The organism is Corynebacterium sp. TAE3-ERU16 (assembly GCF_019209935.1).
Classification (GTDB): Bacteria; Actinomycetota; Actinomycetes; order Mycobacteriales; family Mycobacteriaceae; genus Corynebacterium; species Corynebacterium antarcticum.
Genome location: NZ_JAHUTN010000001.1, coordinates 306038 through 325050, shown reverse-complemented (window position 1 = coordinate 325050; position 19013 = coordinate 306038). Strand labels below are relative to the sequence as shown.

Here is a 19013-nt window from a genome sequence, read left to right as displayed (position 1 = left end):
GCTCCGGATCGACGGGGTGTTCGAATTCCATCCCCGGGGCCGGTGCGGGTATCCCGCGCCGGGGCGATTCACCTCCCACGGATACTTGTGCGCTGCTAAGATTCGGCGGCATGAACCCCGCTGAGAACGCCGACACGACCTCATCTCCCCGACAACGGGAACGCGAGGAGGTCCTGGCGAAGGCCCGCGCGGCGAAAGCCGCCGCACGGACCATCGCCCAGGCCACGACGGACACCAAGAACGCGGTCCTGCTGGCCGCGGCCGACGCGCTCGTCGCCCGCACCGGGGAGCTGCTCGAGGCCAACGCGCGCGACATCGCCGCGGGTCGGAACGCCGGAATGAGCGAGTCCCTCATCGACCGGCTCGCCCTCGACGCTGACCGGATCGCCGGGATCGCCGGTGGGCTGCGCCAGGTCGCCGCCCTTCCGGACCCGGTCGGGGACGTCACCGGCGGGAAGACGCTCCCGAACGGGATCCGGATGCGCCAGGTCCGGGTGCCGCTCGGGGTGATGGGCATGGTCTACGAGGCCCGCCCCAACGTCACCGTCGACGCCTTCGGCCTCGCCCTGAAGTCCGGCAACGTCGCGCTCCTGCGCGGGTCGCGGTCCGCCCGCAACTCCAACACCGCCCTCGTCGACGTGCTGCAGGACGTCCTCGCGCGGCAGGGGCTGCCGCGGGAGGCGGTGCAGCTCCTGCCGTGCGAGACCCACGACAGTGTGCAGGACCTCATCACCGCCCGTGGTCTGGTCGATCTCGTGATCCCGCGCGGCGGCGCCGGCCTGATCGAGGCCGTCGTCACCGGTGCCACCGTGCCCACGATCGAGACCGGGACCGGCAACTGCCACGTCTACGTCGACGGTGCGGTGGACCTGGATCAGGCCATCGCCATCGTCATCAACGGCAAGACCCGGCGCCCGAGCGTCTGCAACGCCACGGAGACGGTGCTCCTCGACGCCGCTCTGCCCGACGCCGACAAGCTGCGCGTCGTCGAGGCCCTGCAGCGGGCCGGCGTCCGGATCCACGGCGACGTCGACGTACTCGCCGCGTTCGGTGTCACGGACGTCGAGCCCGCGACCGACGCGGACTGGTCGGACGAGTACCTGTCCATGGACATCGCGGTCGGTGTGGTCGACGGGGTCGACGGGGCGGTCGGGCACATCGCCCGCTGGTCCTCGGGACACACCGACGCCATCGTCACCACCGCCATCACGGCGGCTGACGCCTTCGTGGCCGGTGTCGACTCGGCTGCGGTGATGGTCAACGCGTCGACCGCATTCACCGACGGCGAGCAGTACGGATTCGGCGCCGAGATCGGCATCTCCACCCAGAAGCTGCACGCCCGTGGGCCGATGGCGCTGCCCGAACTCACCACCACGAAGTGGGTGCTCACCGGCGACGGCCAGACCCGGCCCTGACCCGACCTGCGTGGGCGCGGCCGGCGCTGCCCGGGTGTCCCGCCGGGTAGTATCTGTCGCCATGACCACCTCCGCACCACACCACGGGAGCCCTGCGGGTGACGCCCGGTCACTGCCCGGGCCCCGGAGAATCGGGATCATGGGCGGCACCTTCGACCCGATCCACAACGGGCACCTCGTCGCGGGCAGTGAGGTCGCCGACCTCCACGACCTCGATCTCGTGGTGTACGTGCCCACCGGGCAGCCCTGGCAGAAGGCCGGGCGTGAGGTCAGCGAGGCGGAGGACCGCTACCTGATGACGGTCATCGCGACCGCCTCCAACCCACGGTTCACCGTCTCCCGGGTCGACATCGACCGCGAGGGAGCGACCTACACCGTCGACACACTGCGCGATCTGCGGAAACAGTTCCCCACCGCCGAACTGTTCTTCATCACCGGCGCCGACGCACTGGCGAAGATAGTCACCTGGCGGGACTGGGAGGAGATGTTCTCCCTCGCGGAATTCGTCGGGGTGACCCGCCCCGGCTACGAACTCGATGACGCCATCCTCCCCGAGATACACCGGAAACGACTGTCCCTGATCGAGATCCCCGCGATGTCCATCTCGTCGACGGACTGTCGCTCCCGCGCCGCCGAAGGCCGACCCCTCTGGTATCTCGTTCCGGACGGGATCGTCCAGTACATCGCGAAACGACAGCTCTACCGCCCGGGCGGAGCCGACGACGCCCTCGACCCCACCCCCTGAGACCCCGATTCGGGGAGGACCCGGTGGTGCGGTAGAGTTGCGCCTCCCACTCGGGTGACCACGAGGAAATGTGCCGTAACGGGCAAACCGTGGGACACTTGAACTCGAGAGTGTGCATCCGTGCGACAATCCCCGCGACGTTGAGACCTGTTTTCAACCGGGTACGCACACGAGAAATAGAAGATCCCCACGGAAGAGAACCTGTGCCTGCAACCACCGCCTCCATCAAGCTCGCCACCGTCGCCGCCCGGGCCGCGTCGGAGAAGCTCGCTGAAGAGATCGCCGTCATCGACGTGTCCGGTCAGCTCATCATCACCGACTGTTTCGTCATCGCCTCCGCGGCGACGGACCGCCAGGTCGGCGCCATCGTCGACGAGGTCGAGGAGAAACTCCGGGAGGTCGGCGCGAAGCCGATCCGCCGCGAAGGCGTCCGCGAGGGCCGCTGGGCCCTCCTCGACTACGGCGAGATCGTCGTCCACGTCCAGCGCACCGAGGAACGCGAGTTCTACGGCCTGGACCGCCTCTGGCGGGACTGCCCCTTCATCGAGGTGGAGGGCATCGAGACCCCGGAACGCCCGGAAACCTGGTCGAACGACGTCGACGTCCGTGCCGTCGACTCGATCGACCAGATCCCGCTCGCGTCGGAGGAACCCGACGCGAACGAACTGTGACCCGCCGACTGATCCTGCTCCGCCACGGCCAGACCGACTACAACGCCACGGGCCGGATGCAGGGGCACTACGACTCCTCGCTGTCCGACATCGGGCGCGCCCAGGCCCGTGCCGTGGTCGAGCCACTCCGTTCCTTCGGGATCACCCGGATCCTGTCCTCGGACCTGACCCGGGCGCACGACACGGCGACACCTTTCGCCGAGGCTCTCGGCCTCCCCGTCGAGACCGACCGTCGCCTCCGGGAGACGGACCTGGGGGAGTGGCAGGAGAAGACCAGCGTCGAGGTCGATGCCGCGCACCCCGGTGCGCGCGCCATCTGGCGCCGCGACGTCAACTGGGCCCCGCCCGGCGGGGAGACACATCTTGAGGTGGGTGTCCGCGCGCGAGCCGTCGTCGACGAGCTCATGACGAGATACGACGACTGGGACTCCGGCGCCGTGCTCATCGTCGCCCACGGCGGAACCCTGAAGGCGCTCACGGCCTCGCTGCTCAACATCGCCCCCGGGCAGCTGCCTATCCTCAACGGGCCGGACAACTGTCACTGGGCGAAGCTCACCGCCCGGCCCCCGTTCCATCCGGGGAGCCGGGACGCCCCCGGCGATGCGGACCAGATCATGCCCGAGGCGGTCTTCACCCAGGACAACGTCTCCCGTGCCCGCTGGTACCTCGACGTCTGGAACGCCGGAGTCAACTACCCCGCGACCTGATCTCCCCGGTTCGGAGCCGGTCCAACCCCGGTGATACGTTTAGGTGAACAAAAACCTGAAATGCCACTGTGAGGAGCCTTCATCCCCATGCCCGTACGCGTCGTCACAGATTCGGCGGCCTGCCTGCCTGACGCCGTCGTCGATGACCTGGACATCACCGTCATCGACCTGCACATGATGCGTAGCGGAAAGGACAGCTCGACCTCCGGGCTCTCGGCACTGGAACTGGTGGCCATCTACGCCAGGCAGCTGGAACGCGGCGGGGACGAGGGGGTCCTCGCCCTTCACCTGTCCAAGGAACTGTCCTCCACGTGGTCCAACGCCGTGACCGCGGCGGCCGTGTTCGACGATGATCTGGTCCGCGTCGTCGACACCTCCTCCATGGGGATGGGGGTGGGGGCCGCGGTCATGGCCGCGGCCAAGCTGGCGCAGGACGGTGCGGACCTCGAGACCTGCTACGACGCCGCCGTCGACGTCCTGGACCGCAGCGACATGTGGCTGTACGTGCACCGTATGGACGAGCTCCGCAGATCCGGTCGATTGTCCACCACCACGCAGCTGATCTCCACCGTACCCACCGGACTGGCCAACCGGCCCATCCTGCATCTGAAGGACGGCCGGCTGGAGATCCTCGCCAAGACCCGCACCCAGTCCAAGGGGTTGGCGAAGCTCGTTGAGCTGGCGTGCCACGACACCGGCGACACCCCCGTGTTCGCCGCCGTGCAGCAGCACGAGGCCCGGGAGGCCGCCCGGGCCCTGGCGCAGATGCTCACCGAGAGGCTGCCGGAGGGTTCGACGCTGATGATCGTCGACATGGATCCGGTGCTCGCCGTGCACTCGGGCCCCGGTGCGGTCGCCGTGTCCATGGTCTACTCCGCGGACGCCGCGGAGCTCACCGGGGGGCTCTCCACAGGCGACTAGCCGCCGGGAACGGGGTTGTGCACAGCTCTCCGCGCCCGAGTCTCCGCGGGTGGCGGGGGCGGCCTAGGGTTCGTCGCATGCGCCAGCGGATAACCCGAAGACTCGCGGAACTCACCCATCCGACCGGTGAGGAGGAGCTCCTCGACGTCGCGTTTCCCCGTCCCCGTCTCCACGTCACACTCCGGCAGGGGGTGATCGCGCTCGCCGCGGTAGGCGTCCTGCTCCTCGGATGGCTGGTGTTCCGGGCCCCGGAACCCCCGCAACCGGTCTCCAGGTCATCCTCCTCCCCGCCCGTGGTCACCGCCGCGCAGGTACCGGACGGTGTCCGGGTCGTGGAAGGGGCCGCGGAGGAGTCGATCGTGGTCTCGGTCGTGGGTGCGGTGGAGAACCCCGGTCTCCACGAACTGCCCGCGGGAAGTCGGGCGGCGGACGCCCTGGCAGCAGCCCTGCCACTGCCGGACGCGGACACCCGGCACATCAACCTCGCCGCCCGCCTCGTCGACGGGATGCAGCTGACGGTCCCCGAACCGGGCGCCCCCGTTCCGGCGGCCGGTGAGGTGGGCCCGGGAATGCCGGTCCCGCTGAACTCGGCGACCGCGGAGCAGCTCGAGTCTCTTCCCGGGGTGGGGGCGGCCACCAGTGCGGCGATCATCGCGTACCGCACGGAACACGGCGGATTCACCGCCGTCGGGGATCTCGTCGAGGTACCCGGCATCGGGCCGGCGAAGCTCGCCAGACTCGAGGGACTGGTCTCCCTGTGACGGAGCTCCGGCTCCTGCCGTCCGCCGTCGTCGTGTGGATGGCGGTCGCCGTGGTGCTGGTGACCCGGACGACGCCGGCGGGGATCGTACCCGTCGCCGCCGGCGCGCTGATCGCCGTGGCGGTGCGTGCTCCGGGGCAGGGTCTGCTGATCACGGGGTGCGGGGCGGCCGCGGTGGTCACCTCCCGGATACGGGTCGCCGCGGCCGACCGGTATCCGTTGAATGCGGTCGCCCGCGCCACGGTCGAGGGGCGGGTCGTCGCAGCACCCGCATCCGTGGGGGACGGTGTCCGGCTGCTCCGCCTCCGGGTCGACGGGTATCCGGCGGATCTCCCGGTGTTCGTCCGTGATCCCGACGCCGCGGTCGGGACCGCCGGGTCCGTGGTGCGGGTGACCGCGGACGTGGGGCCCGGCAACCGCCCGGGTGTCGGCACCCTGGTCCTCGACGCGCACTCGATCACCCGACTGCGGGAGCCCGAGGGGGCGGAGCGACTGGCCGGCCACGTCCGTTCCGAACTGGTGGACGCCACCTCCCGGTGGCTGGACCCCGACTCCGCCGGCCTGGTCCGCGGAATGGTGCTGGGGGACACCGGCGGTCAGTCGGAGGAACAGCGCCGGCTCTACCTCGACACCGGGCTGTCGCACCTCTCGGCGGTCAGCGGATCGAACGTCGCGATCGTCACCACCGCTGTCTTTCTGTTCGTCCGCGCCCTCGGACTCGGTCCCCGCGTCCAGGTTGCGGGCGCGGTCGTCGCCCTCCTCGGGTTCGTCAGCCTCGTCGGGACGGAACCGAGCGTGCTGCGCGCCGCGGCGACCGGGATGGTCGGGCTGGTGGCCGTCGTGGCGTCCACCCGCGCCGAACCGGTCCACGCGCTGTGCCTCGCGGTGATCGTGCTGCTGTGCTGGCGCAGTGACCTGGCCGTGGAGTACGGCTTCGCCCTCTCGGTCGCCGCGACCGCGGGAATCGTGGCGCTGCACCCGTTGTTCCACCGCCCGCTCGCGGCGACCTGCTGGCCGGCGGTCGTCATCCGTGCGGTGTCCGTGGCGATCGCCGCGGATGTGGTGACCATGCCGATCATCGCGGTCATGGCCGGGCGGGTCTCACTGGTGTCCGTGGCCGCGAACGTCCTCGCCGCGCCCGCGGTCGCCCCGGTGACGGTCCTCGGTCTGGTCGCCGCCCTTCTCGCCGTGATACCTGGCGTCGGGGAGGGGCTCGCGGGGCTGCCGCTGCTCCTGATCGTCCCGTGCGCCCGGTGGATCAACGGGGTCGCGCGCCTGCTCGCCTCACTGCCCCTGGCAGGAGTTCCGGTGGCGGACGGGTGGCTCGGGGTCGCGTGGGTGATCCTCGGCTGCTGCTGGATCGTCTGGGCGGTCTGCGCCGGGCACGTCCGATGGCTGATCGGTGGCGCGGTGGTCGCCGCGGTACTGGGCGCGCTGTCCGGGATGCCTCCGTCCACAACCCCTCCGGTACCGGGATGACGGTCACCCGGACTGTGGCACGATGGAGCGCGTGAAACCGTCTGCGCCCGGCCCCGTACACCTGATCCTCGGTGAGGAGGAGTTCCTCGCCGAGCGAGCCCGCATCGCGGTCACCACCGCGGTCCGGGAATCCCTCCCCGACGGCACCGAACTGCCCGTCACCACCATGCGGGCCGGGGACGTCAATGCCAACGAGCTGGCGGAACTGCTGAGCCCCTCCCTGTTCGGCGAGGACCGCGTCCTCATCCTCACCGGCGCCCAGGACGCGGGAAAGGACGCCGTGGATCTCATCCTGTCCGCTGCGGGCAGCCCCGCTCCCGGAATCTACCTCATCATCCTGCACACCGGGGCGGGCCGGACGAAGGCGATGGTGCCGAAACTGTCCAGACTGGCGGAGGTCCACCGCGCGGACAAGGTCAAGCCCGCTGAACGCCCGGCCTTCGTCAACCAGGAATTCCGGAACCACGGGGTGCGGGTGACCTCCGACGTCACGCGCGCGCTCCTCGAGGGCGTGGGCTCGGATCTGCGGGAACTGGCCAGCGCCGTGAGCCAGCTGGTCGCCGACACCGGGGGAGATGTCACCGAGGCGAAGGTCCGCGAGTACTACGTCGGCGTCGCGGAGGTCTCCGGTTTCGACATCGCGGATCTCGCCTGCTCCGGGCAGGTGCAGCGCGCCGTCGCCTCCACCCGCAGGGCGCTCCAGCTCGGGCTGTCGCCCGTGATGCTCGCCGCGGCACTGTCCACAACCGTCGGATCCATCGCCCGGCTCTACTCCACCCGCGGGCGCATCGACGCCAACAGCCTGGCGCGGGTCGTGGGGATGCCGCCGTGGAAGGTCGAGAAGACCGCGCGGCTGGCGCGGACGTGGAACGGTGAGGCGGTGTCGGAGGCCGTGATCATCGTCGCGGAGCTCGACGCGGCGGTGAAGGGGCAGGCCGCCGACGACGGCTACGCCATCGAGCACGCGGTGCGGAGGATAGCGGAACTGGCCGGGTGAGCCGACCGGGTCCCGCCACTAGTTGACGTCGACCCACCATTCATCGAACGTCTCGTCCATCTCCAGGCTGTCGCCGATGTAGACCGTGAGCCTGGTCGGCGTGACGGTGATCTCCGCGTCGCCGGTGTCCACGACATAGCGGTGGAGGTCCGGATCGGAACCGGATTCCTCCACGTGCCGGTCGAGGGCACCGGTTCCGGTGACGAAACCGTGGTAGGTGTATCCGTACCCGTCCCTGCAGATCGTCACGAACACCGAGTCGTTGCGGGCGGCAAGGACTGCGTCCTCGCCGGGGTCGCACGCGGCTATCAGGCTGGCTGCCCTGAGGTCCCAACCTCTCCCGGTGAACTGGCTCGGATAGTCCCGGTGCGGGACCGCGGTGCGCACCACCGGTGTCGCGGATGTTGTGGTGCGGGCGGATGAGGTGGCGGCTGATTCCTGCCGCGCGTTCTCCGCGGCAGCCTCGGCGGCCGGCGAGGCGGACACCGGTTGAGCCTGTGCGACGACCTCACCGTCGGGAGTGCCACCACCGGGACCGGACAGCAGATGTATGGCCAGGGCGGTGGTCACCGCCGCCAGGACAGCCACACCGAGGAGTACAGGAACGGTCGGGGACCTGCGACCGGTCGGCGTGCCCGCACTCTGCGGGGGCACACCGGGCCGGCCGGTCCACGCCGTGGTCTCCGGTTCCGGCGCCGATTGCGGGGGCGGGAGAGGCCCCCAGTCGTCGGGATCGTCGGAGGAGTCCCACTGGTAGTCCTGGTTGTCGGTCATGGCGGGTCCTTAACTGAATGTCGGTGCGGGTTCATCGGGTCGTCCGGGAATCATCGCCTGATGAGGATAACCCGTGCATCGGTGGTCGTGGCACAGTCGTAGCTCTCTCCCCCGGAGGGATGGCAGACGACGACGTAGTCCTTCCGTGTGACGGGGCTGTGGACCAGCAGCGAAGTCTGGTCCTCCCGCCCGGCGTCATCGAGGCCGGCGCGCAGTTGTTCTCCCACGGCGATGGAGAAGGGGCAGCTGGTCCGTTCCGTCGCGGCGTAGACTGCCCAGCCGCCGGCGGTCCCGCACCCCGTGCTGCCGGTCGGTGGGGTGATCGGTTTCGTCGGTGTCAGGGTCGTCGTCTCCGTCGAGGTGACGGGCCCGCTACCCCCGGCACCGTCCCCCGCCCGGGCGGGGCCCGAGGCTCCCTGGCCCGGAGCGCCCGCGTCACTGCTGAAACCCATCCGTGACACGGTCCCGACGAGCACGACCGTGAGCAGGAGCACCACGGCCACCCCAATCACCCACAGCACCCGGGGAGACGTCCGTTTCACGGGGGTGGGCCGGTCATGGGCGTCCCCGATGGATGGATCGGGCAACCATCCGGAACCGGTGTCGGAATCGTCCCACGAGTATTCCGGGGGCATGTGCGTGCAGCCTTTCTGCTGGATCGTGCCGTTGCGCTCCGGGATGACCACCCCGGGATCCGGGGTGTCGGAGCGGTGCGCCGGTGCCCGTCCCGGACGGCGCACCGGAGTGGGGAATCCCCGGGAAGAAGATCACCGTCCGGGTGCCTCGACCACCGGTTCGGGGAGTCGGACCGATTCAACAATACTGGTCGGGCCGTCCGGATGAGGGCGAATTCCGGGGACTGGCCCCCGATGACGGTATCCCCGTCCGGCATCCGCGCCGCGGGACCGACAGCCCGAGGTGGGGGAATCTGGTGCCGGTGGACGCCTGCGCCGGAGAACGGGGGCCCGTCAGCTAGGGGGGCGGAATACCGGAAGACCCCTGCACCGGAATCACCGGGACAGGGGCCTTCTGGATCTCCCACCGCGTGGGAGGGGTGGAACTAGTCCATCTTGTTCAGTGCCTTGGCCATCGCGGACTTCTTGTTGGCGGCGTTGTTCCGGTGGAACACGCCCTTGGTGACGGCCTTGTCCAGGGCGCGGGAGGCGACCCGCAGCTGCGTGGTGGCCTCGTCCTTGTTGCCTTCCTCGACCAGCGCGCGGAACTTGCGGATCTCGGTGCGGACGGCGGAACGCACGTGCTGGTTGCGCTGGCGGCGCTCCTCGTTGGTGCGGACGCGCTTGATCTGGGACTTGATGTTAGCCATTGAAAATACCTCTTGAACTCGTGGTCGGGTGTGATGAAACCACCGGCCGGAACCGTCCAGACCTGTGATCGCGATGGATCACGGTCGCGGTGGGTGCGTTCTCCTGAGCGGACCCAAGGTCCTGACCGCTCCGGCACCCACGCCCGGAAAGTGAATAACAGCTTGACAGAGTACCAGCACCCGGTGACCCGGACAAACGAGGGCGGGGCTCAGCCCCAACCGTAGGTGCTGCGCAGTCGGTTGGCGATGCGTTCGAACCGGTGCCGCGGGATGACGGCACCCTGACGCCTGATCTCCAGCTCGGGGATCTCCAGGACCTTGTCCATGCGTACCCAGCACTGCCTGCCCGACTCGTCCCAGGGGCCGGAACCGATGCCGAGCCAGTTGTCCTCCTCGGCGTGTTCCGGGTTCGGCGAGATCACGAGCCCGAGCATGTACTGCCTGGAGCGGCCGATCACGATGATCGCCCGCTCACGCGCGGGGGAGCCGGGGCCGTCGGTGTTCACCCAGATCCACACGACCTCACCGGGGTCGGCCTGCCCGTCCATGTCCGGGGCGTAGTAGATGCTGCGTGCCATGGACTCGGTCGGCTGCGTGGCGTAGGTGGTCGCCGACTTGATGCTACGGTGTGCCGGCGCAAGATTCGACGGGTTCAGCCCGAGGCGGTCGTTGATGACCTCGAGCCCCTGATCGAGCGCACTGTCGCCCCGGCCGAGGACGGAGCTCACGGCACGGTGGAACCAGCTCTCATCGCTTCGCCCGCCATCGTTCACAGTTCACGATCCTAGTCGTTGCCGGAACGTCGGGGGCGGGGATCGGGGCCGGGTGTCCTCCCGTGCCCGACGGCGGTGTATCCGATGCGCGTGGGCTGCGGTTGCCCGGTCGGGTAGTGTCAGGAGAGCTCCAACCAGGAAGGGACCGTCACACACATGGCCGCAAATTTTGCCGAAGCTACGTACACCGACCCCAAGCAGATCCGTAACTTCTGCATCATCGCCCACATCGACCACGGGAAGTCCACGCTCGCGGACCGGATCCTGGGGCTGACCGGCGTGGTCGAGGCGCGGGACATGCGTGACCAGTACCTGGACAACATGGACATCGAGCGTGAGCGTGGCATCACCATCAAGGCGCAGAACGTCCGACTGCCGTGGGTTCCCCGCTCCGGGGCGCACGAGGGGGAGGAGATCGTCATGCACCTCATCGACACCCCCGGTCACGTCGACTTCACCTACGAGGTCTCCCGCGCCCTCGACGCCTGCGAGGGGGCGGTCCTCCTGGTTGACGCCGCCCAGGGCATCGAGGCGCAGACCCTGGCGAACCTGTACCTGGCCATGGAGAACGACCTCGAGATCATCCCCGTCCTGAACAAGATCGACCTTCCCGCCGCGGACCCCGACAAGTTCGCCGAGGAGATCGGGCACATCATCGGCTGCGAACCGGACGAGGTGCTCCGGGTCTCCGGGAAGACCGGAGAGGGCGTGCCGGAGCTGCTCGACCGTATCTGTGAGCTCGTCCCTCCGCCGAGTTCCAGCAAGGGCCCCGACGCTCCCGCGCGCGCCATGATCTTCGACTCCGTCTACGACACCTACCGTGGCGTGGTCACCTACATCCGCATGGTCGACGGCACACTCGAGCCGCGCCAGAAGATCAGGATGATGTCCACCGGGGCCACCCACGAGCTCCTCGAGATCGGCATCGTCAGCCCCACCCCGAAGAAGTGCGTCGGGCTCGGGCCCGGCGAGGTCGGCTACCTCATCACCGGCGTGAAGGACGTCCGCCAGTCCAAGGTCGGTGACACGATCACCTGGGCAAACAAGGGCGCGGAGGAACCGCTCAAGGGTTACGCCGAGCCGAGCCCGATGGTGTACTCCGGCCTCTTCCCGATCTCCCAGGCGCAGTACCCGGATCTCCGGGACGCACTGGACAAGCTCCAGCTCAACGACGCGGCCCTCATCTACGAGCCCGAGACCTCCGTCGCCCTGGGCTTCGGGTTCCGCTGCGGCTTCCTCGGCCTGCTCCACATGGAGATCACCCGAGACCGGCTGCAGCGCGAGTTCGACCTCGACCTCATCTCCACCGCACCGTCGGTGAGCTACCGGGTGGTCACCGAATCCGGCGAGGAGTTGACCGTGCACAACCCCTCCGACTGGCCCGGCGGCAAGCCGAGGGAGGTCTGGGAGCCCATCGTAAAGATGACGGTGATCGTGCCCGCCGAGTTCGTCGGCACCACGATGGAGCTGTGCCAGGCCAAGCGCGGGCAGATGGGCGGCATGGACTACCTCTCTGAGGACCGCGTCGAGCTCCGCTACATCATGCCGCTCGGCGAGATCATCTTCGACTTCTTCGACATGCTCAAGTCCCGCACCCGCGGCTACGCCTCCCTCAACTACGAGGAGGCCGGTGAGCAGGAGTCCGATCTGGTCAAGGTCGACATCCTCCTCCAGGGCGAGCCCGTCGACGCGTTCAGCGCCATCGTGCACCGCGACAACGCCCAGTGGTACGGCAACAAGATGACCGTGAAGCTCAAGGACCTCATCCCGCGCCAGCAGTTCGAGGTGCCGATCCAGGCGGCCATCGGGTCGAAGATCATCGCCCGCGAGAACATCCGCGCCCTGCGCAAGGACGTCCTCGCGAAGTGCTACGGCGGCGACATCTCGCGTAAGCGCAAGCTCCTGGAGAAGCAGAAGGAGGGCAAGAAGCGGATGAAGAACATCGGTTCCGTCTCCGTGCCGCAGGAGGCCTTCGTCGCGGCACTCTCCACCGACGAGGGGTAGACGGCCGCGGCGGCTGCCGACTCTCAACGTCGACAGACGGCACACAGCCCGTTGCCAGGTGGCGGTGCTAAGGTTCCCCCGACCTGTCTGAAGACACGCAAGAGGGGGCGTCTGGCACGGAGATGGAAGTCAACAGTGTTCCGGTGATCATCGAGCGGACCCTGGATTTCCTCCAGGGTTTTCCCGTGGAGATCATGGCGGTGATCGAACTGGCGGTGCTGATCGCCGCCGTGATCATGTTCCGGAGATTCCGGGCGAAGAGCCCGGACCCGGTCCCGTCGGTCTCCCCGCGGGAGGAGCACCGCCACCTGCTCATCAGGACGATCACCTACTCGGACTTCAGCCGCTCACTGTTCCCGCTGGTGGTGACGACGCTGTTCCCGTTCCTGATCCTCGTTCTCGCCGTGGGGCTTATACCGGCGGGACTGTTCATCGGTGGAGGAACCGGGGTACTGCCGCTGATGTTCCTCGTCATCAACCTCATGGCGGTTCCGTCGGCGTTCATCTTCTACTTCTGGCTGGTCACCGAGCGCGTCTGGCGGGAGATCCCGGAGAGCGACAAGGACACACTGATCCACGAGTGGAACAGGGTCTTCGCCATCGGGGTCTACGCCCTCACGCTGGTGGTCTCCCTGCTCTGCTACCAGTGGTCCCGCGGTGGCGACCTGTTCACCTTCGGCGACAGCGTCAAGGCTCTGTTCACCCTCATCGTCGCCGTGTACTCCTTCGAGATGACCCGACTGGCCGCGAGCATCTACTCGCAGCTGTCTGTGCGGGTGTGAGCGGCGTCCGCGCGTCCGTACCGGACCGGTGGAGGCAACGACGGAACTCCGCGGGCGCGGGGCGGGCTCGAGGTGATTGTCCGTGCCGGGCTGTGGGAAGATCAGCTCATCCACGTTGATGACCCGGGCACCGCGAATCAGCCCGGCGCCCCTCACCCAGATCCGTCCACCGAAAGCGACCACATGACCGACTACCCGATGGGCTTCGTCGACATCGGCGCCGTCGCGATGCTCACGAATCCCGACAGCGGACACGGTCGTGCCCGGCACTCGACGGAACGTGCGATGGCGACGTTCCGGAACGCGGGTGTCGAGGTCCTGGCCTTCCAGGGGCGGACGACGGAGGATTCCCGACGGCTGACCCGGGAGGCGGTCGAATCAGGGCGCTTCGACGCGATCGTCGTCTGCGGCGGCGACGGCATGATCAACGTCGTGCTCCAGGAAACGGCCGGGAAGCAGATACCGGTCGGGGTGATACCCTCAGGTACCGGCAACGATCACGCCCGCGAGCACGACCTGCCCAGGACGAGCCCGGAGGCCGCGGCGGAGGTCATCGCCGCGGGCTTCACGGTGACCACGGACCTGGGCCGGATCACCGACCGGACGGGGGCGGTGAGGTGGTTCGGCACCGTCATGACGGCCGGATTCGATTCCCTGGTCAGTGACCGGGCGAACCGGATGACCTGGCCGCACGGCTCCGCCCGCTACAACCTCTCGATCGCCGCCGAACTGATCAATCTGCGCCCCCTGTCCTTCTCGATGACGCTGCACGGCAGGCACGCGGTTCCCGGGGAGCCCGGACCGGTGGACGGATCGTCCCTTGAGTTGCGTGGTTCGGCGATGCTCGCGGCGTTCGGCAACACCCGGACCTACGGCGGTGGGCTCCCGGTCTGTCCCTTCGCCAACCACCGGGACGGTCTCCTCGAGGTGACCCTCGTCGATCCCGTGAACAGGGTGCGATTCGTGTCCTGCATGGCGAGGATCCTCAAGGGGACCCACGTCGAACTGCCCGAGGTGCACAGCTTCCGGGTGCGGAGCGCCGAAGTGTGGGTGCACGGCGTGGATGCGTACGCGGACGGTGAACGCATGGCGGGCCTGCCGGTCACGGTCGAGGCGGTGCCCGCGGCCGCGAGGTTCATCGTCCCGGCGCCCTGACGGCGATCAGGGTCCGGCGGGCGCGGCCGTGGGTGAGCGCCCGAAGGTTCACCCACCCACCATTCGAGGCGAATCGCGGCCGTGTTTGGAGCTACAGCGCAGCGTGAGTGTGATGGAGCGCATAGTAGTTTCAAACCAGGCAGCTCTCGTGCTTCTACGCTGAGCGAACGTATGGTTCTGATTGGTGGAGGACTGGAGTGGACACCAGAAAAGAGGGTGTGGTCCATGGGATCGTGGAAAACGGGAACGGCACTGGTCTGTGCGACAGTGGTGCTCTTCGGTTGCTCAGCTACCGGCGGGGAAACTGATTCGGGGCAGGGGGCCACGGGAAGCGGTTCCACGCCGCAGGCTCTCCCCGTGACAGCCGACCTGCTCATGAACGCCTGGATTCCCTCGGTGTGCCGCCACGAAGCTGGACATCTGGTCGATGGCGTTTTGCCCGTGGAAGACCAACGAAAAGGGTCCGCGAATATCTGGGGTGTTTTAGGGGGAAAACAACCGGCGATCGTCATCGGTGATGTCACCGGTGACGGTGTTGATGACGGGGTCGTCGACATCGTGTGCGACGCCGGAGGGGTCGGGTGGCCGTCGACCCTCGTCTTCTACACCAATGGTTCAGAATATCTCGGTTCGGTACACCGGTCTGACATCGTGGACAATCCCGGCAGGGGTCCGGTGGACGAGCTGACCATCGAAGACGGCTGGATCAGTTTCAGCTGGTACGGACCGAAGACACCGAGTGAACCCGCATGCTGTCCAACGCAGTACATGAAGGCCCGGATGCTGTACGACGGCACGGAATTCGTCGTGGCGGACATCCAGCTTGACCCTCTGAAAGACCGGGAGCCGATCTATGGCGGCTGAGTGATCCCCGAAATCACCCAACCAGGGCCAGAGGTGCGTATCGGGGGAGGATTCGTCGACTCCGGTAGACGCGGCGAAGTGCCAGGCAGGAGGGATGCGGCACTGGAACCTACCGGATGGGGAGAGGCGGCAACGGTGGGACCGATCCCCTCAACCCCACGTATTCTGTCTCAGAGTACGTCCCCGGCCGGCCCGCGGACGCCTGTCCGGATGATTCTCCGAGGTGCACAGAGGCCCCTGGCACAGATGGGAAACGGATTGGTGGCGACCCTGATCGTGTGTTGTGGTGGTTCGGCAACACCCGGACGTACGGTGGTGGGCTGCCGGTCACGGTGGAGGTGGTGCCCGCTGCCGCGAGATTCATCGTGCCGGTCCCCTGACGGCGGGCACGGCAGACGGCCCGTGCCCCGGTGCTCCGGGCGCCCACCCGGTGAGGGCGGACCGCTTCGATTGGGTGACCACGGATCGGGGTGATGGTACGGAGAACCCACTTCGCGGAATCCCGCTGCTCCTACACTTGAGAAACGGACGGTCCCGTCCGGAATTCCACTGATCCGTACACCGCGAGGGGCGTGCACCATGAGAATCCGACGAGTGGGAGCTGTACTGTTCGGCGTGGCACTGACGGCGTCGGCGTGCGCCGGTACCGATCAAGGTGCTGAACCGAGCACGGCCGTCGACACCGCGACCGTCGCCGGAGCCACCGACGACAGCGATGCGGACGTCCCGCGGACCACCGGGCAACGGATGATTGAATCCGAGGCCGAATCGGAGACGGACGCCGTTCCTTCCAGCGAGATCCCGGCTGAACCGGTGGCGCTTCCCGTGTCAGCGGAGCAGCTCATGAATGCCTGGATCCCTCCGGTCTGCGGGCACGAGGCAGGCCAACTGGTCGACGGTGTCCTGCCGGTCACGGACCAGCTGAGCGGTTTCGCGGAAATCGCCGGGGTTGATCCGTGGGACGGCTCGCCTCCGGACCCGGCGATCGTCATCGGTGACGTCACGGGTGACGGTGTCGATGACGGGGTGATCGACATCTACTGCAGTGCCGGGGGTGTGCCCTGGCCGTCGGTCCTCGTCTTCTACACCAACGGCGGGGAGTACCTCGGTTCGGCACCCCGGTCCGAGGTCGTCGAGAATCCCGGCCGGGGCCCGGCCGATGAGCTCACCATCCGGGATGGCCGGGTCAACTTCAGCTGGTACGCCCCGGGGCCGAACGACGGCGCGTGCTGCCCGACGCGGTTCATGAGAGCTCAGATGGTCTACGACGGTGGGGAGTTCGTGGTGACGAACGTCCAGATGGACCCGTCCCGGGACCGCACCCCCGAGTTCTATCAGGCGAAGTGACCGTCGCTTCCGCGCCGGGCCACCATCGCCGGGGGTTGTGCCCCGGGGGTCGGACACCCCGGTCGGCGCCACTGATTCGTCCGGTACGGAAGCTCCGTGGGTCGGGGGCCGGACAGTCGCCCGGCGCCTCGCCCGGTTGCCCGTGGTTCACCCGGATCCGCGGGTCGGGATGCCGCTACCGGGGTGTCCGTTTCCCCGCCCGGAGTATCCGGCACACGCATCACGGTCCGACCGCCCCGCTCCCAGAACGCCGGGTTCCCGTGTGCCGGGTCTCATCCGGTGCCCCGTCCTCTACTCCGCGTACCAGGGCGTCATCTCGCGGAACTGGTTCGTCCCGCAGTGGATCTCCCCGGTGCCACGGTGCAGGTAGTCGTAGTCGTCGATGAAGATGACCTCGTACCCCGCCTCCGACATCTGCCTCTTCAGGTGATCCGCGAACACATCGGTGCCGTTGATGTCCGGTCCGAGTGTCTTCGGTGCGATGTAGGTGTGCGGGTCGCGCACGATGCCGTTGATCGCGTTCGGGTTGAACGAGGCCATCGGGTAGATCTTCGTGGGGTCGTAGGCGTCGTGGAGGTCCATCCGGTACCAGGCGGGGTAGCGGATGATGTCCTGCTCGCCCAGACCGGTCTCGGCCTTCAGGGTCGCGATGTTCCGGTCGCTCACCTCGATGGCGACGGCGTGCTGGCGCTGCATCATCTCGTCGGTGGCCTCGGAAACGGTGGTAGGGCTGTTGGGGTAGTCGACCAGCTGGACGTCGCCGTGGCCTTCGGCGATGAGGTCGGAGAGCATCTTCTTCCCGAGGCCGGGATCCGCGACCAGCAGCTTGAAACCGGCCGCGTTGTCGGCGGGCAGGACGTGGACGATCTCGTCGACGTGGCCCACAGCCAGGTGGCTCGTGTCGAGGATCAGGGGATCGTCGTAGCCCTGCGCCGCGAGGAACGCGAGCTGTTCCGCGGTCGGCGAGTTCTCATCCATCGTCCCGTGACCGTGATCGTCGTCGGCGTCGTGTCCGTGGTCCTCGGCGACGAGATCCGGGTGCTGTCGGACGCCGATGATCGTCCGGCCGTTCGGGTGAGCCGGTGTGGGCGGCAGGAACTCGAGGTTGCCGCCGGCACTCGGGTCGGACGTTCCGGGCGTCACGTTGACCTCCGCGACGCCGACGTCCCGGCCCCGGAGCTGGTACATGGCGTTCTGGCCGTCCTCACCCTGATCGACGCGCATCACCATCCGCATGTGCTGCGGGCCGTTCTCACCGGGCATGGAGGAGTGGAAGACCTCGCTGCCGTCCTGGATCCACTGGACATCCATGCCGGGAAGTCTGCGCAGTTCCACATCGCCGAGGGCTTTCTCCAGTCTGGCGTTGAAGGGGGCGGCGTCCTTGAAGGAGTCGTCCAGGGTGAGCACCGTCTGCAGGTCCTCGGTGTGGTCGTGACCCCGCAGCGGTGCCTGCTGCAGCTGGACGCGGTCCACCGTGGACGAGCCGTCGTCGGTCGTGGTGAGTGTGACGGTGAGGCGACCGTCCCACGCGGTGCGGTCCCGCATCACGTCCAGCCCCTCCACTCCGAGGGTGACGCCGGTGCGCAGTTGCGCTGCGGTCAGCGTCGTCGACGCGGTCACCGGCGTCCAGTTTCCGTCCTCCTGCAGCAGGAAGATGCGGGCGTGGGCGGTGTCGTAGTCGAGGGACGCGGTTGCGGCGTCGGTGAGTTCCGCCGCCGCCTTCACCTGCAGGCGGGCGAGATCGAGGGCATCCGCGTCACCGTCGACCACCTCATCCGCGGCGTCGTTGCAGGCGGCGAGTTCGGCGCGGGGTGTTTCGGCCTCGTAGGTGCACCGCGCGGCGTCGTCGTCGAGGTTGGCGAGGAAGATCGCCCCTGCCTCGAAGTCGGCCCGCTCCCGGTTGTCCAGGTCGGCGTCGGTGACGTGTCCGTCGCGGTCCGTGTCCCCGACGATCGTTGCCAGCGGCGGCGCGGTGGGGGCGGGTTTCGGAGTGGCCGGGGAACTCTCGGAGCTGAACCCCGAGATCAGTCGGTCGGCGAGTGCCTTCCATTCGGAGGAGAGGGAGCTGGAGCCGGTGACGGTGGTGACCGAGTTGATGTAGTCGACCGGGTTGCACGCGGTGAGTGCGAGGGAGGAACAGGCGAGCGCGGCGAGGGTGGTGCCGGCCCGGAATCGGCGGAGATTCAAGTGAAAAACCTTTCCGGTAGTAGTGGTGAACCTAGACTACTGCGAAGATTTTTCATTAAGCAACTGTGGCGGGGATGCGTGAGAACCTGGGAATACGCTGGCAGGACA

At 68.1% G+C, this 19013-nt stretch carries 18 protein-coding genes; 13 read left to right on the top strand and 5 right to left on the bottom strand.

The features are described 5' to 3' along the window. Positions 1–110 precede the first annotated feature (110 nt). The 8 genes from KRX55_RS01400 to holA all read left to right on the top strand — a co-directional run bounded on the left by KRX55_RS01400 (position 111) and on the right by holA (position 7695). On the top strand, positions 111–1415 hold the full coding sequence (locus KRX55_RS01400) for a glutamate-5-semialdehyde dehydrogenase (protein WP_218406068.1): 1305 nt from the start codon (positions 111–113) through the stop codon (positions 1413–1415). 61 nt (positions 1416–1476) lie between these two features. Continuing rightward, entirely contained in the window at positions 1477–2160 is a 684-nt protein-coding gene (gene nadD / locus KRX55_RS01395) for a nicotinate-nucleotide adenylyltransferase (RefSeq protein ID WP_218406067.1), read from the top strand. 203 nt (positions 2161–2363) lie between these two features. Then, positions 2364–2831 carry a ribosome silencing factor gene (rsfS, locus tag KRX55_RS01390; protein ID WP_248112488.1) on the top strand — a complete coding sequence of 156 codons (468 nt, stop codon included), beginning with the start codon at positions 2364–2366 and terminating at the stop codon, positions 2829–2831. After that, positions 2828–3538 (top strand): histidine phosphatase family protein, encoded by a 711-nt coding sequence (locus tag KRX55_RS01385; protein ID WP_218406065.1) that lies wholly within the window; start codon positions 2828–2830, stop codon positions 3536–3538. Before rsfS ends, KRX55_RS01385 begins: the two co-directional genes overlap by 4 nt. Positions 3539–3625: 87 nt before the next feature. Next, the gene (locus KRX55_RS01380) at positions 3626–4459 is read left to right on the top strand and encodes a DegV family protein (RefSeq protein ID WP_218406064.1); all 834 of its coding nucleotides are present in this window, start codon (positions 3626–3628) and stop codon (positions 4457–4459) included. Between the two features lie 77 nt (positions 4460–4536). Beyond that, a complete protein-coding gene (locus KRX55_RS01375; protein WP_218406063.1) occupies positions 4537–5220 on the top strand; it encodes a ComEA family DNA-binding protein in 684 nt (227 codons plus the stop codon). Then, positions 5217–6698, top strand: coding sequence for a ComEC/Rec2 family competence protein (locus tag KRX55_RS11990; protein WP_218406062.1), 1482 nt, complete (start codon positions 5217–5219; stop codon positions 6696–6698). The genes KRX55_RS01375 and KRX55_RS11990 overlap by 4 nt, the downstream gene beginning before the upstream one ends. A 22-nt stretch (positions 6699–6720) precedes the next feature. Next, positions 6721–7695, top strand: a complete 975-nt coding sequence (gene holA, locus KRX55_RS01365; RefSeq protein WP_218406061.1) for a DNA polymerase III subunit delta — start codon at positions 6721–6723, stop codon at positions 7693–7695. Positions 7696–7713: 18 nt separating this feature from the next. Here holA and KRX55_RS01360 read toward each other — a convergent pair whose 3' ends face one another. The 4 genes from KRX55_RS01360 to KRX55_RS01345 form a co-directional block, all read right to left on the bottom strand. Next, complete coding sequence (locus tag KRX55_RS01360; protein WP_218406060.1) at positions 7714–8469, bottom strand: hypothetical protein; 756 nt, start codon at positions 8467–8469, stop codon at positions 7714–7716. A gap of 50 nt (positions 8470–8519) precedes the next feature. Continuing rightward, entirely contained in the window at positions 8520–9209 is a 690-nt protein-coding gene (locus KRX55_RS01355; protein WP_218406059.1) for a hypothetical protein, read from the bottom strand. Positions 9210–9529: 320 nt separating this feature from the next. Further along, complete coding sequence (gene rpsT, locus KRX55_RS01350; RefSeq protein WP_198737722.1) at positions 9530–9793, bottom strand: 30S ribosomal protein S20; 264 nt, start codon at positions 9791–9793, stop codon at positions 9530–9532. 209 nt (positions 9794–10002) lie between these two features. Beyond that, on the bottom strand, positions 10003–10566 hold the full coding sequence (locus tag KRX55_RS01345; protein WP_370625724.1) for a type II toxin-antitoxin system PemK/MazF family toxin: 564 nt from the start codon (positions 10564–10566) through the stop codon (positions 10003–10005). 156 nt (positions 10567–10722) lie between these two features. On the opposite strand from KRX55_RS01345, the gene lepA reads away from it, so the two are divergent. From lepA to KRX55_RS01320, 5 genes are all read left to right on the top strand, one after another. Continuing rightward, positions 10723–12570 (top strand): translation elongation factor 4, encoded by a 1848-nt coding sequence (gene lepA, locus KRX55_RS01340; RefSeq protein ID WP_200260667.1) that lies wholly within the window; start codon positions 10723–10725, stop codon positions 12568–12570. Between the two features lie 122 nt (positions 12571–12692). Then, positions 12693–13352: a hypothetical protein gene (locus KRX55_RS01335; RefSeq protein ID WP_218406058.1), complete on the top strand. Its 660-nt coding sequence runs from the start codon at positions 12693–12695 to the stop codon at positions 13350–13352. A 183-nt stretch (positions 13353–13535) separates the two neighbouring features. Then, positions 13536–14507, top strand: a complete 972-nt coding sequence (locus KRX55_RS01330) for a diacylglycerol kinase (RefSeq protein WP_255567449.1) — start codon at positions 13536–13538, stop codon at positions 14505–14507. A gap of 357 nt (positions 14508–14864) precedes the next feature. Continuing rightward, entirely contained in the window at positions 14865–15371 is a 507-nt protein-coding gene (locus KRX55_RS01325) for a hypothetical protein (RefSeq protein ID WP_218406057.1), read from the top strand. 594 nt (positions 15372–15965) lie between these two features. Then, entirely contained in the window at positions 15966–16718 is a 753-nt protein-coding gene (locus KRX55_RS01320; RefSeq protein WP_218406056.1) for a hypothetical protein, read from the top strand. Between the two features lie 291 nt (positions 16719–17009). Here the strand turns inward: KRX55_RS01320 and KRX55_RS01315 are convergent, their stop codons facing one another. Next, a complete protein-coding gene (locus KRX55_RS01315) occupies positions 17010–18905 on the bottom strand; it encodes a protein-arginine deiminase domain-containing protein (RefSeq protein ID WP_218406055.1) in 1896 nt (631 codons plus the stop codon). Positions 18906–19013: the final 108 nt, after the last annotated feature.

Bases quoted from the DNA above. Each gene is read 5' to 3' on its own strand.
- KRX55_RS01400 (WP_218406068.1), top strand. From the start codon at position 111: ATGAACCCCGCTGAGAACGCCGACACGACCTCATCTCCCCGACAACGG.
- nadD (WP_218406067.1), top strand. From the start codon at position 1,477: ATGACCACCTCCGCACCACACCACGGGAGCCCTGCGGGTGACGCCCGG.
- KRX55_RS01380 (WP_218406064.1), top strand. From the start codon at position 3,626: ATGCCCGTACGCGTCGTCACAGATTCGGCGGCCTGCCTGCCTGACGCC.
- KRX55_RS01375 (WP_218406063.1), top strand. From the start codon at position 4,537: ATGCGCCAGCGGATAACCCGAAGACTCGCGGAACTCACCCATCCGACC.
- holA (WP_218406061.1), top strand. From the start codon at position 6,721: ATGGAGCGCGTGAAACCGTCTGCGCCCGGCCCCGTACACCTGATCCTC.
- KRX55_RS01360 (WP_218406060.1), bottom strand. From the start codon at position 8,469: ATGACCGACAACCAGGACTACCAGTGGGACTCCTCCGACGATCCCGAC.
- rpsT (WP_198737722.1), bottom strand. From the start codon at position 9,793: ATGGCTAACATCAAGTCCCAGATCAAGCGCGTCCGCACCAACGAGGAG.
- lepA (WP_200260667.1), top strand. From the start codon at position 10,723: ATGGCCGCAAATTTTGCCGAAGCTACGTACACCGACCCCAAGCAGATC.
- KRX55_RS01335 (WP_218406058.1), top strand. From the start codon at position 12,693: ATGGAAGTCAACAGTGTTCCGGTGATCATCGAGCGGACCCTGGATTTC.
- KRX55_RS01330 (WP_255567449.1), top strand. From the start codon at position 13,536: ATGACCGACTACCCGATGGGCTTCGTCGACATCGGCGCCGTCGCGATG.